Raw genomic sequence first — 13,560 nt, 5'->3', positions numbered from 1 at the left:
GCAGGTCGGCCGCTATGGATGCCGTCCTAAAGTCCGGACCGTTACGGGCCGCCTTTTGACAGTTACCGCCACAGGCACTGTCCGTGGGCAAATTGTCACCAAAGTGGTGCGGTGGACCCGGGCTGGTTGCAATAACGGGCCATTCGCAGCAAGGGGCATGCGCAGCTGGCCTGGTGCGGCGGAATCCATGTTCCCTTGGATCGGGGAATTAGACCAGCGGTCGAGGCGGAGCTCTGAAGGCCTGTAGGGATGTCTGCATCCAATGCCGCAGCGCCGCTGGGCCCTGCACCCGGTGGTGGGCCCGGGTGGCCCCTTCGCCCACCTTGACGGCGACGCCTCCCCGGGCCTGCACGGCCTCGAATGCCACTTCGTCGGTCACGTCATCGCCAAAAAACCAGGGTCGCCGGTTGCGGAACGGCGCTTCGGCCAGGAAGGCGTGCACGGCGGCGTCCTTGCCTGCGGCACGCGGCTTGAGCTCGAGTACCTGCTTGCCGCGCATCAGCGCCATGTTCGGCAGTTGTTCCAGGGCGAGAGTCATGGCCGCCAGGCATTCAGCCTCCAGTGCCGGCGCCAAGCGGTAGTGCAAGGCCACGGCAACGGATTTGCGCTCCAGCAGCAGTCCGGGATGAGCGGCGCACAAGGCTTGCAGCGGGTCCAGTACCGTGTCCAGCGCCGGCGTGGGCAGGCGCTGCCAGTTGCCCTGGGCGTCGCGCCGCTCGGCGCCGTGTACGCCTGCGGCAGGCAGTTGCAAGGGGGCCAGAAAACGGTCGATCTCGGCGATCGGCCGGCCTGTAACGATGGCCAGGGCGCCCTCCAGCGCGCTGGCCAGTGCAGCCAGATGGGTGGGCAAGCTGGCAGGCACTGTCACGGCCTGCGGATGCGGAGCGATCTCAGCCAGCGTGCCGTCGAAATCCAGGAATACGGCACTTCCAGGTGTAAGCAGCGGCGGGGTAGACATAGAAACAGCGTAGCCAGCGACGCCTGGTGCACCGTCAAACAATGCAACGAAGGCACAGGGGCTATAAGCCAGCCGGTAGCGTTGGCAGGAAGAAAAAGCCAGCCCGGAATGCGGGAAAGCCCTCAGAACTGGATGCCTCGAAATGTGAACGAATGAACCGGGGTGCGGGTTCGGATGTAACGCGATGGTTGCTTGGTGTGCGTGTCAGCCCATATCAAGGCAGCATCGTTGAAATGCTTCATGTGGGCACGCTGGACCGGCACTGAATGCAAGGACCAAATGGGGCACGGTCCTTGCTGAGGGTGAGGCAGGCGTTGTTGAAAGACTCGCCTGGTGAATCGCGCTGACTTTGGCTCCCTTGGAGGGACGATCACGCAAGCCACACGCTGAAGACCGGAAAGCTCTGATGGCGCCCGGGCCCGTACAGCCGGGACTTCATCAGAACTTCCCAGACGCTCTGGCGGCCGGCTACCGCCTGTGTGCGTCTTCCATTCAAGGAGGTCCCATGGACGTGATCAGCAGCTTCGCCGCCCGTTACGAACGCACCCGCGAGGAAGAACTCTCGCTGGAGGAATACCTCGCGGAGTGCAAGCGCAACCCGTTGGCCTATGCCACCGCGGCCGAGCGCATGCTCAAGGCCATCGGGGACCCACAGATGATTGACACGCGCAACGACCCGCGCCTGTCGCGTATCTTCGCCAACAAGGTCATCAAGATTTATCCCGCCTTTGCCGAGTTCTACGGCATGGAGGACTCGATCGAGCAGGTGGTCTCGTACTTCCGCCATGCCGCGCAGGGGTTGGAGGAGAAGAAGCAGATCCTCTATCTGCTGGGTCCGGTCGGCGGCGGTAAGAGCTCCATTGCCGAGCGCCTGAAGCAGCTCATGCAGGAGGTGCCCTTCTACGCGATCAAGGGCTCGCCGGTGAACGAGAGCCCGCTGGGCCTGTTCGATGCGGTGGAGGATGGCGCGATCCTAGAAAAGGAATACGGCATTCCGCGCCGCTACCTCAACCGCGTGCTTTCGCCATGGGCCGTCAAGCGGTTGGAGGAGTACGGCGGCGACATCCGTAAGTTCCGCGTCGTCAAGCGCCACCCGTCGATCCTCAAGCAAATCGGCATCGCCAAGACCGAGCCCGGCGACGAGAACAACCAGGACATCAGCTCGCTGGTGGGCAAGGTTGACATCCGCAAGCTCGAGACCTATGCCCAGGACGACCCCGACGCCTACAGCTACTCCGGCGGCCTGTGCCTGGCCAACCAGGGGCTGCTGGAATTCGTGGAGATGTTCAAGGCGCCCATCAAGGTGCTGCACCCGCTGCTCACGGCCACGCAGGAAGGCAACTTCAAGGGCACCGAGGGCTTCGGCGCGATTCCTTTTGACGGTGTGGTGCTGGCGCACAGCAACGAGAGCGAGTGGAAGGCGTTCCGCAACAACAAGAACAACGAGGCCTTCCTAGATCGCATCTACATCGTCAAGGTGCCGTACTGCCTGCGTGTGAGCGAGGAGGTCAAGATCTACGAGAAGCTCATCCGCAACTCCTCACTGGCCAATGCTACCTGCGCACCGGGCACGCTCAAGATGATGAGCCAGTTCGCGGTGCTCACGCGGCTGAAGGAGCCGGAGAACTCCAGTCTCTTCAGCAAGATGCAGGTCTACGACGGCGAGAACCTCAAGGACACCGACCCGCGTGCCAAGAGCTACCAAGAGTACCGCGACTACGCTGGCGTGGACGAAGGCATGAGCGGCGTCAGCACGCGCTTCGCCTTCAAGATCATCTCCAAGGTCTTCAACTTCGATTCCACCGAGGTGGCAGCCAACCCGGTGCACCTGATGTACGTGCTGGAGCAGCAGATCGAGCGCGAGCAATTCCCGGCCGAGCTGGAGCAGAAGTACATCGGCTTCATCAAGGAACAACTGGCGCCGCGCTACGCGGAGTTCATTGGCAAGGAGATCCAGACCGCCTACCTGGAAAGCTACAGCGAGTACGGACAGAACATTTTTGACCGCTACGTCACCTACGCCGACTACTGGATCCAGGACCACGAGTACCGCGACACCGACACCGGTGAGGTGTTCGATCGCGCCTCGCTCAACGCAGAGTTGGAGAAGATCGAAAAGCCCGCGGGCATCGCCAATCCCAAGGACTTCCGCAACGAGATCGTCAACTTCGTGTTGCGCGCGCGCGCCAACAATCAGGGCAAGAACCCGGTGTGGACCAGCTACGAGAAGCTGCGCACCGTGATCGAGAAGAAGATGTTCAGCAACACCGAGGAGTTGTTACCGGTCATCAGCTTCAATGCCAAGGCCAGCGCCGACGAGGCCAAGAAGCACGAGGACTTCGTCACGCGCATGGTGCAGAAGGGCTACACGCCCAAGCAGGTGCGGTTGCTGTGCGAGTGGTATCTGCGCGTGCGCAAGAGCAGCTGAACCCGAGCCCCACGCACCGACGGGAGACGTCATGCTTCAACAGATCATCGATCGCAGGCTCGCGGGGAAGAACAAGTCCATTGGCAACCGCGAGCGTTTCCTGCGCCGCTACCGCGAGCAGATCCGCGAGGCGGTTAAGCGCGCGGTGGACGGACGCGGCATCCGCGACATCGAGCGCGGCGAGGAGATCTCGATCCCGAAGAAGGACATCTCCGAGCCGGTGTTCCACCACGGCCAGGGTGGCGTGCGCGAGGTCGTGCACCCGGGCAACCAGGAGTACGTGCGCGGCGACCGCATCCAGCGTCCCAAGGGCGGTGGCGGGGGTAGCAGCGGTAGCGGCCAAGCCAGCGACTCCGGCCAGGGCGAGGACGATTTCGTCTTCACCCTGTCCAAGGAGGAGTTCATGCAGGTCTTCTTCGAGGACCTGGCGCTCCCGCACTTGGTGCGCACCCAGATCGCCGAGGTGCCCGAGTGGAAGAGCCAGCGCGCAGGTTTTACCGCCGACGGCACGCCCAACAACCTGCACGTGCTGCGCTCGATGCGCGGGGCCTTGGGCCGACGCATCGCGCTGGGCTCGGACAAGCGGCGAGAGCTGCGCGAGCTGGAGGAGCGGCTAGAGCGGTTGCAGGCGCATCCACAGCCTACGCCGGCATTGGCCGAGCGCGAAATCGCGGAGCTGCAGGAGCAGATCGAGGCCCTGCGCGGACGCCTGGCGCGCATTCCGTACCTGGATCCGATCGACCTGCGCTTTCGCAACCGTGTCCGTGTGCCCGTGCCCTCGTCCAAGGCCGTGATGTTCTGCCTGATGGATGTATCGGGCTCGATGGACGAGGCGCGCAAGGACCTGGCCAAGCGCTTCTTCATCTTGCTCTACCTGTTCCTCACCCGGCACTACGAAAAGATCGAGCTCGTCTTCATCCGCCACCACACGCAGGCGCAGGAGGTGGATGAGCAGAACTTCTTCCACGCCACGGAGACCGGTGGCACTGTGGTTTCCAGCGCTCTGGTGCTGATGGAGGAGATCGTGCGCCAGCGCTACGCCGGCGGTGACTGGAACATCTACGGCGCGCAGGCCAGCGACGGCGACAACTGGCACCATGACAGTGGCCGCTGCCGCGAGCTGCTGGCCGACAAGATCCTGCCGATGTGTCGCTACTACGCCTACGTGCAGGTGGCCGAGGAAGAGCAGAACCTGTGGGAGGAGTACACCCAGTTGCTGGCCTCGCACCCGCACTTCGCCATGCGCAAGGCCACTGAGGCATCGCAGATCTATCCCGTGTTCCGCGATCTCTTCAAGAAGGAAGGAGCGGTGGCCGCATGAATGCCGTCGTCATCAGGAACCCGCTGCGCGAGCCGCTGGCGCTCTCGGCACGGCCGCGCGAGCCGCTGCCCGGACCCAGCGACTGGACCTTCGAGCTGATCCAGCAGTATCACGACGTGATCCGCTCCACGGCCGAGCGCTTCGGGCTCGACACCTACCCCAACCAGTTGGAGATCATCACCGCCGAACAGATGATGGATGCCTACGCATCCGTGGGCATGCCGGTGAACTACCGCCACTGGAGCTACGGCAAGGAGTTCATCTCCACCGAGAAGAACTACCGGCGCGGCTTCATGGGCCTGGCCTACGAGATCGTCATCAACTCGAACCCCTGCATCAGCTACCTGATGGAGGAAAACACGATGGCGATGCAGGCGCTGGTGATCGCGCATGCCGCCTACGGCCACAACAGCTTCTTCAAGGGCAACTACCTGTTCCGCATGTGGACCGACGCGTCGTCGATCATCGACTACCTGGTCTACGCCAAGAACTACGTGGCCGAATGCGAGGAGCGCCACGGCCTGGACACGGTGGAGGCCTTCCTGGACTCCTGCCATGCGCTGGCCAACCACGGCGTGGACCGCTACCGCCGCCCCAGCAAGCGCACGCTGGCGCAGGAACTGGCCGAGCGCAAGGACCGCGAGAACTACGCGCAGCAGCAGGTCAACGACCTGTGGCGCACGCTGCCGCGGCGGCATGACGAGACCAAGGAAACGGCCGATACGCAGCGGCGCTTCCCGGATGAGCCGCAGGAGAACCTGCTGTACTTCATCGAGAAGAACGCGCCGCTGCTGGAGCCCTGGCAGCGCGAGATCGTGCGCATCGTGCGCAAGGTGGCGCAGTACTTCTATCCGCAGCGTCAGACGCAGGTGATGAACGAGGGCTGGGCCACCTTCTGGCACCACCGCCTGCTCAACCAGATGTACGACGACGGCTACCTCACCGACGGCGTGATGATGGAGTGGCTCAAGTCGCACACCAACGTCATCTACCAGCCGCCTGTCGGGCACAAGGCCTACAGCGGCCTGAACCCGTACGCGCTGGGCTTCGCGATGTACACGGACCTCAAGCGCATCTGCGAGGACCCGACGGAGGAAGACCGGCAATGGTTCCCCGACATCGCCGGCGCACCGTGGCTGCCCACGCTGGACGAGGCGATGCGCAACTTCAAGGACGAGAGCTTCATCGGCCAGTACCTCTCGCCCAAGCTGATGCGGGACTTCCGGCTCTTTGCCATCGTCGACGACGAGAAGGACAGTGAGATCGAGGTCAGCGCCATCCACGATGAGCAGGGCTACCGCCGGGTACGCGAGGCGCTGTCGCGCCAGTATGACCTTGGCACGCGCGAGCCCAACATCCAGGTCTGGAACGTCAACCTGCGCGGCGACCGCGCGCTGACGCTGCGCCATGTACAGCACCAAGACCGGCCGCTGGCCGATACCGCCCAGGAGGTGCTGCGGCACGTGGCGCGGCTATGGGGCTTCGGCGTGCACCTGGAAAGCGTGGACAGCCGTGGTGAGGTACGCAAGCGCTGGTCGGTGCCGGCGCCGCCGCCTTGATCCAAAGCGACCCTTGACGACGCCGGGTGGTCAGTGGCCACCCGGCGTTTTCGTTTCAAGAAGTGCCGCACAGCGTGCAGATGCCCGGAAATTCACGGCAGTTGGGAGCAAATTAAAGTCCCCGCGCTTCACTTGCCGGGTGCTAGCCCCAACAATGACGGCTGGTGGAGCCGCCGTAGTCCGTCTCGGGCTCTCCCGTCAAATCCTTGCACGAACGATGTCGCCACGCCTTAGGGTGCGGCGCGTTGTGGCTGTGCCCTCATTTGCCGCATCTCCCCGCCGCCCTCCGGCAGGGCCATTCGTCGCAGTACCCGCATGAAAATCCTGGGCGTTCAACTCCGTAAACCTTCCTTCAACGAAGTCACCGCGTCGGCTGTCATGGCCTCGGGCCTGTGGCTGCTCTATGTCGCTGCGCTGCGTGCCACCGGTGGTGTGTTCGAGCCGATCAACGCCGGGGCCACGCTGCTGATCATTTTCTGGGGTTGCGTTTGCGTGCGTCTGGGCATCCATGTCGGGCGCGGCCTGCCGCACTTAGCCCTCAACGTGGGCTTCGGCGCGGCGCTGCTGGGCGTGTATCAAGCGCTCATCACACTCCTCAGCTAAATAGCAATCGCTGTACCTGGGCTGCTGAGCGGCCCAGCCGGTGGCACGCCTTGGGTGCCACCCCTTTGGTCGGCCGCTTCAGCGGTAATGGCCATGACGTTCCAGCACCTCGATCTTGTAGCCGTCGGGGTCCTGGATGAAGAAGAAGCGGGCCAGCAGTTCCTCGCCGCGCTTGAATTCCTTGATCGGGGCGGGCTCGTAGCCCAGGCCCTGCAGCCGCGCATGCTCGGCGGCCACGTCATCCACCACCACGGCGATGTGGCCATAGCCCGTGCCGTGGGTATAGGGCTCCTCGCGGCCCTTGTTGAGCGTGAGCTCAATCTCGAAGTCGTTCTCGGCGTTGCGCAGATACACCAGCGTGAAGTCGGGGAAATCCAGTTGGTGCGAGCGCTGCAAGCCCAGCACCTGATCGTAAAACTTCAGCGATTGGTCCAGATCCAGCACGCGGATCATGGAATGGATGATCTTGGGCATCGGTGTTCCTCAGGAATAGGTCGCGGCTGAGCAGCGTCACGCCGCCGGCCACGGCGCGCCACTGTAAGGCGGGCAGAAGGGCTGCTGTCGGCTGCTAGCATCCTTCGATGGGAAATCGACTCACTCAGATCGCCACCCGCACTGGCGATGACGGCAGCACGGGCCTAGGAGACGGCAGCCGCGTGCCCAAGGACCATCTGCGCGTCCATGCCATGGGCGAGGTGGACGAGCTCAACTCCCACCTCGGCGTGTTGCTGTGCGAACCGCTGCCCGACGAGGTGCGCGAGCTGCTGATCACGATCCAGCACGAGCTGTTCAACCTTGGCGGCGAACTCTCCATTCCCGGCTACGAGCTGATCAAGGCTGAGGCCGTGCTGCGGCTGGACGAGGCACTGGCCGAGTACAACGCCCGGCTGCCGCGGCTGCAGGAATTCATCCTGCCCGGAGGTAGCCGCAGCGCGGCGCTGGCGCATGTGGCGCGCACCGTGGCGCGCCGTGCCGAGCGCTCGCTAGTGGCTCTGGGCGCGCACGAGACGCTGCGCGCCGAGTCGCGCCAGTACCTCAACCGACTGTCGGACCTGCTGTTCGTGCTGGCACGCGTGCTTAACCGCGCCAACCTCGACGGTTTGGGCGGCGACGACCTGTATTGGCACAGCGAGCGCCTCAAGGGCGGCTGAGCCCGGAACGGGATCGCTTGGCCCCAGTCCGCGGAGCCCTACCTCCCGGCAGGGGCCATGACTTCATTCGTCAGGCCCGTGTGGCGCCGGCGATGCGTTCGGGGCGAACGCCCCGAAACGGCTTCAGTCTCAACCGCGGCGTGCCTTCACCGCCGCGCTGAGCTCTTCCAGCACTGTCAGCGAGTCATCCCAGCCGATGCAGGCGTCGGTGATGCTCTGGCCGTAAACCAGCTTGCTGGGGTCGTCCTTGCCCGCCGTGAACTTCTGGGCGCCGGGCTGCAGATGGCTTTCCACCATCACGCCGAAGATGGAGCGGCTGCCGCCGCGGATCTGCGCCGCTACGTCACGAGCCACGTCCACTTGGCGCTCATGCTTCTTGCTGCTGTTGGCGTGGCTGAAGTCCACCATCAGCGAGGTGTCCAGACCGGCGGCCTGCAGATCGCGGCAGGCTGCGGCCACATGGTCGGCGTCGTAGTTGGGCGTCTTGCCGCCGCGCAGGATGACGTGGCAGTCTGGGTTGCCTTTGGTCTGCACCGTGGCGACCTGACCGTTCTTGTGCACGGACAGAAAGTGGTGCGGACGCGAGGCGGCCTGGATGGCGTCAATGGCGATCTTGATGTTGCCGTCGGTGCCGTTCTTGAAGCCGATGGGCGCCGAGATGCCCGAGGCCAGTTCGCGGTGCACCTGACTCTCGGTGGTGCGCGCGCCGATGGCGCCCCAGGTGATGAGGTCGCCGATGTACTGCGGTGAGATCACATCCAGGAACTCGCTGGCCGCCGGCAGCCCCAGGCGATTGATCTCCACCAGCAGCTGCCGCGCGAAGCGCAGACCCTCGTCGATGCGGAAGCTCTCGTCCAGGTACGGGTCGTTGATCAGGCCCTTCCAGCCCACCGTGGTGCGCGGCTTCTCGAAGTACACACGCATCACGACTTCCAGCGTGTCGGCGTAGCGGCGGCGCTGCTCCACCAGGCGACGCGCGTACTCCAGCGCAGCCTGTGGGTCGTGAATGGAGCAGGGGCCCATGATCACGAGCAGCCGGTCGTCCTGACCGTGCAAGATCTGGCTGATGCGCTGGCGCGTCTGCGTCACCAGCGCCTCCACGGGCGTGTTGCGGATTGGGAAGAAGCGGATGAGGTGTTCGGGCGGAGGCAAGGGCGTGATGTCCTCAATGCGGGCGTCGTCGGTCTGGCTGGTGCGGTCCGGCGGTGCCTGCCAGCCCTCGACGACGGCAGGGGGCGATTTCTGGTGGTCGGTCATGACGCTGAGCTCCTGGAGAAAAACGAACGGGGTTCGAAGGCTGTGGGAGGAAGGGGAGGGCGAAAAAAAACCGCCGGGGGGCTCCCGGCGGTCTTGAGGATCTGCTGCGCTGCTGTCGGCTTATGCGCGGGCCTCTCCTCCGCCGGGGCGGTGCGAGAACCAGTAAAAGCCAAAGAAAAATCGTGCAGAGCGCATAAGTCCCGAATCATGGGGGGGGCCCCCTGAACGCGTCAACGCATTTCGGGTACGTACCGGATCGTTCATTTCGTTGACCTACCTCCGGCTTGCACTGTCAGGCCGTGCCGCCCACGGTAAGGCCGTCGATGCGCAGCGTCGGCTGGCCTACGCCGACCGGCACGCTTTGCCCTTCCTTGCCGCAGGTGCCCACGCCGCTGTCGAGTTGCAGGTCGTTGCCGATCATGGATACGCGCGTGAGCGCGTCCGGTCCGTTGCCGATGAGCGTGGCGCCCTTGACCGGGTAGAGGATCTTGCCGTTCTCGACCCAGTAGGCCTCGCTGGCCGAGAACACGAACTTGCCGCTGGTGATGTCCACCTGCCCGCCGCCGAAGTTCGTGGCGTACAGGCCTTTCTTAATGGACGCGACGATCTCGTCCTTGGGCTTGTCGCCGGCGAGCATGTAGGTGTTGGTCATGCGCGGCATGGGCAGGTGCGCGTAACTCTCGCGCCTGCCGTTGCCGGTGGGTTTGACCTTCATGAGCCGTGCATTGAGTGCGTCCTGGATATAGCCGCGCAGGATGCCGTCCTCGATCAGCACCGTGCGCTGCGTGGCGCAGCCCTCGTCGTCCACGTTGAGCGAGCCGCGGCGGTCGGGCAGCGTGCCGTCGTCCAGCACCGTCACGCCCTTGGCCGCCACGCGCTGACCGACGCGCCCGGCAAAGGCGCTGGAGCCCTTGCGGTTGAAGTCGCCTTCCAGGCCGTGGCCGATGGCCTCGTGCAGCAGGATGCCGGGCCAACCCGGGCCCAGTACCACAGTCATCTCGCCCGCGGGCGCGGGCCGGGCTTCCAGGTTGGTCAGTGCGGCGTTGACAGCCTGGTCCACGTAGCGGTCGATGACGTCATCCTGGAAGTAGCCCAGCCCGAATCGTCCGCCGCCGCCGCCGGAGCCGATTTCGCGTCGGCCGTTGGACTCGGCGATCACGGTCACGCTCAGCCGCACCAGCGGCCGCACGTCCGCAGCCCGCGTGCCGTCGGCGCGCGCCACCATCACCACGTCGTGCTCAGCCGCCAAGCCCGCCATGACCTGCACGATGCGCGGGTCGCGCGCGCGGGCACGCTGCTCCACCTTTTCCAGCAGCGCCACCTTCTGCGCGCTGTCCAGGGTGCCGATCGGGTCGGTGGGGGCGTAGAGGGCGCGGCTGCCGGCGACCGTGCCGGCGGAGGGCACCTTCACGCGCCGGCTCTGGCCCGCGGCGGCGATGCTGCGCACGGTGCGCGCGGCGTCCAGCAACGCGGCTTCGGAGATGTCGTCGGAGTAGGCGAAGGCCGTCTTCTCGCCCGCCACCGCCCGCACGCCCACGCCCTGGTCGATGCTGAAGCTGCCGCTTTTGACAATGCCCTCCTCCAGGCTCCACCCCTCGTGGCGCGTGGTCTGGAAGTACAGGTCCGCATCGTCGATGCGGTGCTCGCTGATCAGGCGCAGCGCCTGCGTCAGCGTCGTCTCGCTCAGGCCATAGGGATCGAGCAGCAGCGACTGCGCCTGGGCCAGGCGTTCGATGGTGGGTTCGCGGGAGATCATGGGTAGAGGCGACGCCTTGGGTTAGGCCGAACCACCTTGTTACTCAAGGCCACATCTGCCCCGTCATCTGGGTGGTCCGAACACCGTTGAAAAGTCGTGGAGATGTTCCCACGCCAAGGACCACAGCATGCAGCAGTTTCCGAATGCCCTGATCGGCGCCACGCTGGCGCTGGCCTGCCTCAGCGCCTTTGCGCAGCCGGCCGCGCCCAGCGCCATTGACCAGCGCCAGGCGTACCAGAGCCAGCGCATCCAGCAGGGCATTGCCAACGGTGACATCAGCGCCCGCGAGGCCTACCGGCTGGAGCGCCAGCAGGGCCGCATCGATGCTGCCGAGGCGCGTGCGCGTGCCGATGGTCAGCTCAGCGGTGCCGAGCGCGAGCGCCTGCACCGCATGCAGGACCAGGCCAACCGCGACATCTGGCAGCAGAAGCACGATGCGCCCACGGCCAGCACCCGGATGGTGCCCGCCGCGCCGCCGACGTCCAGCGCCGCGGTGGACCGCCGACAGTCCGAGCAGGACGCCCGCATCCGCCAGGGCATCACCAGCGGCCAGATCGACGCCCGCGAAGCCGCGCGGTTGGTACAGACGCAGTCCCGCATTCAGGCCGTCGAGGCGCGCGCGCGCTCCGATGGCCATCTCAGCGGCGCCGAGCGCGAACGCCTCAACCGCCTGCAGCAGCGCGCCAGCGCCGACATTCGGCATCAGAAGCACGACCCGCAGCACGCCCGCTGAAGGAGCGCTGGTGGAGCAGGGTGGTTCGCGCACCGTTGAAGCCGTCGGCATCACCGACTGCTTCAGTCCCCGGTGCAGCACGCCCGGCCCGCGCCGGGCGTCTACAGGCTCAGCCCTCGGCCTTGAGCGCCAACGCGCGCTGGTACAGCGCGTTGCGCGGCGCGCCGCTGAGCGTGGCCGCCAGCGACACCGCCTGCTTCAGCGGCAGCTCGGCCAGCAGCGTACGCAGCGCGCGCTCGGCTTCCGCCGGCAGCGCATCAGGCTCTTCGGTGGCCGCCTCGGCCGGCGTGGCATGCAGCACCAGCACGAACTCGCCGCGCAGCCGCTGCGCGTCTGCCGCCAGCCAGGCCGGGAAGTCGGCTGCCGGCAGCGTGTGAATGCTCTCGAACTGTTTGGTCAGCTCACGGCAGCAGCTCAGCAGCCGCTGCGGCATCGCCTGCGCGAGCTCGGCGGCCAGCGTCTGCACACGGTGCGGCGCCTCGAACAGCACCTGCGCCTGCGCTTGCGCCGCCAGCGCCTGCAGTGCCGCCTTGCGCTCCGAGCCCTTGGCCGGCAGGAAGCCGACGAAAGTAAAACCGCTGGTGCGGGCATCGCCGGCCGCGCTGAGCGCGGTCACCGCGCTGCTGCAGCCGGGGATGGGCAGCACGCGGTAGCCCGCGGCGCGCACCGCGGCCACCAGCACCGCGCCGGGGTCGGAGACGGCGGGCGTACCCGCGTCGCTGACATAGGCCACGCGCTGGCCCTGCGCCAGCCGCTCGATCACGCCCTGCGCCGCGCTGGCCTCGTTGTGCTCGTGCACCGCCAGCAGCGGCTTGTCCAGCCCCAGGTGGCGCAGCAGCGCGGTGCTGACGCGCGTGTCCTCGCAGGCCACGGCATCGACGCGGCCGAGCACGTGCACCGCGCGCAGCGTCAGGTCGGCCAAGTTGCCTATCGGCGTGGCCACCACGTAGAGGGAAGCGGCGGGATACTGCTGCGCACCGGCGGCAGCGGCCGCCGCCTGCTGGAGCAAGGAAGCGATGTTCAAGGCGGGGACGACCAGGCAGCGGGGAGAGGAAGCCGAGGCGTTGGCGCTGGCGCATCTGCAGCATCACGGCCTGCGGCTGGTGAGCCGGAATTATCGGCTGGCGCAGGGACCAGGCGCCCACGGCGGCGAGATCGATCTGATCCTGCGCGAGCGCGACGGCACGTTGGTCTTCGTCGAGGTGCGCGCGCGGCGCAGCAATGCCTGCGGCGGCGCGGCGGCCAGCATCGGTGCGGCCAAGCGGCGCCGGCTGCGCCGGGCCGCCGAGCATTTCCTGCTGCGCTGGCCGGTGCTGCCGCCCTGCCGCTTCGACGTGGTGGCCATCGAGGGCGGCCAAGTCACCTGGCTGCGCGGCGCCTTCGACATGGATTGACAACCTCCGCTGCTTGCGCGGCGGGCACCGGGTCGCGGTCCGCATGTCGGCCCGCCGGCCCCGAAACAGGGCATTCACAGCGCGTCGCTATCATCCCCGCCCATGCTTGACCAGCGCATCCAACAACATTTCTTCGAAAGTGCCGACCTGCTCTACCAGGTTGCCGAAACCCTGGCGCGGCCCATTGCCGACGCGGCGCAGGTGGTGGTGAGCAGCATCACCGGCGGCGGCAAGGTGCTGCTGGTGGGGCAGGGGCCCTGGCTGGGCTTGGCGCAAGCCTTCGCGGCGCAGTTCGTCGGCCGCTTCGAGCGCGAGCGCCCGGGGCTGGCGGCGCTGGCGCTGGGCGACGCGGGCCTGCTGAGCCTGCCTCCGGGCGACGAGCCGGCGCAGGCGCGGCAGA

General features: G+C 66.2%; 13 protein-coding genes. 8 read left to right on the top strand and 5 right to left on the bottom strand.

Annotation, left to right across the window (positions count from 1 at the left end):
- Positions 1-208: 208 nt before the first annotated feature.
- Entirely contained in the window at positions 209-958 is a 750-nt protein-coding gene (gene otsB / locus Q0741_RS18580; protein ID WP_298234679.1) for a trehalose-phosphatase, read from the bottom strand.
- Positions 959-1,463: 505 nt separating this feature from the next.
- Between otsB and Q0741_RS18575 the strand changes: the two genes are divergently transcribed.
- From Q0741_RS18575 to Q0741_RS18560, 4 genes are all read left to right on the top strand, one after another.
- The gene (locus Q0741_RS18575; RefSeq protein WP_298234678.1) at positions 1,464-3,386 is read left to right on the top strand and encodes a PrkA family serine protein kinase; all 1,923 of its coding nucleotides are present in this window, start codon (positions 1,464-1,466) and stop codon (positions 3,384-3,386) included.
- A gap of 31 nt (positions 3,387-3,417) precedes the next feature.
- Entirely contained in the window at positions 3,418-4,707 is a 1,290-nt protein-coding gene (locus tag Q0741_RS18570; RefSeq protein ID WP_298234677.1) for a YeaH/YhbH family protein, read from the top strand.
- Positions 4,704-6,266 carry a SpoVR family protein gene (locus Q0741_RS18565; RefSeq protein ID WP_298234676.1) on the top strand — a complete coding sequence of 521 codons (1,563 nt, stop codon included), beginning with the start codon at positions 4,704-4,706 and terminating at the stop codon, positions 6,264-6,266. Before Q0741_RS18570 ends, Q0741_RS18565 begins: the two co-directional genes overlap by 4 nt.
- Before the next feature lie 315 nt (positions 6,267-6,581).
- Entirely contained in the window at positions 6,582-6,869 is a 288-nt protein-coding gene (locus Q0741_RS18560) for a hypothetical protein (protein WP_298234675.1), read from the top strand.
- A 78-nt stretch (positions 6,870-6,947) separates the two neighbouring features.
- Here the strand turns inward: Q0741_RS18560 and Q0741_RS18555 are convergent, their stop codons facing one another.
- Positions 6,948-7,343: a VOC family protein gene (locus Q0741_RS18555; protein WP_298234674.1), complete on the bottom strand. Its 396-nt coding sequence runs from the start codon at positions 7,341-7,343 to the stop codon at positions 6,948-6,950.
- Positions 7,344-7,450: 107 nt separating this feature from the next.
- On the opposite strand from Q0741_RS18555, the gene Q0741_RS18550 reads away from it, so the two are divergent.
- On the top strand, positions 7,451-8,020 hold the full coding sequence (locus Q0741_RS18550) for a cob(I)yrinic acid a,c-diamide adenosyltransferase (RefSeq protein WP_298234673.1): 570 nt from the start codon (positions 7,451-7,453) through the stop codon (positions 8,018-8,020).
- A gap of 129 nt (positions 8,021-8,149) precedes the next feature.
- Here the strand turns inward: Q0741_RS18550 and Q0741_RS18545 are convergent, their stop codons facing one another.
- Entirely contained in the window at positions 8,150-9,277 is a 1,128-nt protein-coding gene (locus Q0741_RS18545; protein WP_298234672.1) for a 3-deoxy-7-phosphoheptulonate synthase, read from the bottom strand.
- Between the two features lie 292 nt (positions 9,278-9,569).
- Positions 9,570-11,033, bottom strand: coding sequence for a metalloprotease TldD (gene tldD / locus Q0741_RS18540; RefSeq protein WP_298234671.1), 1,464 nt, complete (start codon positions 11,031-11,033; stop codon positions 9,570-9,572).
- 127 nt (positions 11,034-11,160) lie between these two features.
- Here tldD and Q0741_RS18535 point away from each other — a divergent pair, with 127 nt between their 5' ends.
- The gene (locus tag Q0741_RS18535) at positions 11,161-11,766 is read left to right on the top strand and encodes a hypothetical protein (RefSeq protein WP_298234670.1); all 606 of its coding nucleotides are present in this window, start codon (positions 11,161-11,163) and stop codon (positions 11,764-11,766) included.
- Positions 11,767-11,875: 109 nt separating this feature from the next.
- On the opposite strand, the gene rsmI is transcribed toward Q0741_RS18535, so the two are convergent.
- Complete coding sequence (rsmI, locus tag Q0741_RS18530; RefSeq protein ID WP_298234669.1) at positions 11,876-12,790, bottom strand: 16S rRNA (cytidine(1402)-2'-O)-methyltransferase; 915 nt, start codon at positions 12,788-12,790, stop codon at positions 11,876-11,878.
- On the opposite strand from rsmI, the gene Q0741_RS18525 reads away from it, so the two are divergent.
- Complete coding sequence (locus tag Q0741_RS18525) at positions 12,783-13,160, top strand: YraN family protein (protein WP_298234668.1); 378 nt, start codon at positions 12,783-12,785, stop codon at positions 13,158-13,160. The two genes, rsmI and Q0741_RS18525, sit on opposite strands and share 8 nt — an antisense overlap.
- 102 nt (positions 13,161-13,262) lie before the next feature.
- The coding region (locus Q0741_RS18520) for an SIS domain-containing protein (protein ID WP_298234667.1) at positions 13,263-13,560 on the top strand (298 nt) is incomplete at its 3' end.

Source organism: uncultured Azohydromonas sp. (assembly GCF_937926365.1).
Taxonomy (GTDB): domain Bacteria; phylum Pseudomonadota; class Gammaproteobacteria; order Burkholderiales; family Burkholderiaceae_C; genus Azohydromonas.
Note: the sequence above shows the minus strand (reverse complement) of the source record. Positions and strands in the feature narration are given on the sequence as shown.

Excerpts from the sequence above, each read along its gene's own strand:
- Q0741_RS18545 (WP_298234672.1), bottom strand. The coding sequence starts at position 9,277 with ATGACCGACCACCAGAAATCGCCCCCTGCCGTCGTCGAGGGCTGGCAG.
- Q0741_RS18560 (WP_298234675.1), top strand. The coding sequence starts at position 6,582 with ATGAAAATCCTGGGCGTTCAACTCCGTAAACCTTCCTTCAACGAAGTC.
- Q0741_RS18525 (WP_298234668.1), top strand. The coding sequence starts at position 12,783 with ATGTTCAAGGCGGGGACGACCAGGCAGCGGGGAGAGGAAGCCGAGGCG.
- tldD (WP_298234671.1), bottom strand. The coding sequence starts at position 11,033 with ATGATCTCCCGCGAACCCACCATCGAACGCCTGGCCCAGGCGCAGTCG.
- Q0741_RS18535 (WP_298234670.1), top strand. The coding sequence starts at position 11,161 with ATGCAGCAGTTTCCGAATGCCCTGATCGGCGCCACGCTGGCGCTGGCC.
- Q0741_RS18555 (WP_298234674.1), bottom strand. The coding sequence starts at position 7,343 with ATGCCCAAGATCATCCATTCCATGATCCGCGTGCTGGATCTGGACCAA.
- Q0741_RS18570 (WP_298234677.1), top strand. The coding sequence starts at position 3,418 with ATGCTTCAACAGATCATCGATCGCAGGCTCGCGGGGAAGAACAAGTCC.
- Q0741_RS18575 (WP_298234678.1), top strand. The coding sequence starts at position 1,464 with ATGGACGTGATCAGCAGCTTCGCCGCCCGTTACGAACGCACCCGCGAG.
- Q0741_RS18565 (WP_298234676.1), top strand. The coding sequence starts at position 4,704 with ATGAATGCCGTCGTCATCAGGAACCCGCTGCGCGAGCCGCTGGCGCTC.
- otsB (WP_298234679.1), bottom strand. The coding sequence starts at position 958 with ATGTCTACCCCGCCGCTGCTTACACCTGGAAGTGCCGTATTCCTGGAT.
- Q0741_RS18550 (WP_298234673.1), top strand. The coding sequence starts at position 7,451 with ATGGGAAATCGACTCACTCAGATCGCCACCCGCACTGGCGATGACGGC.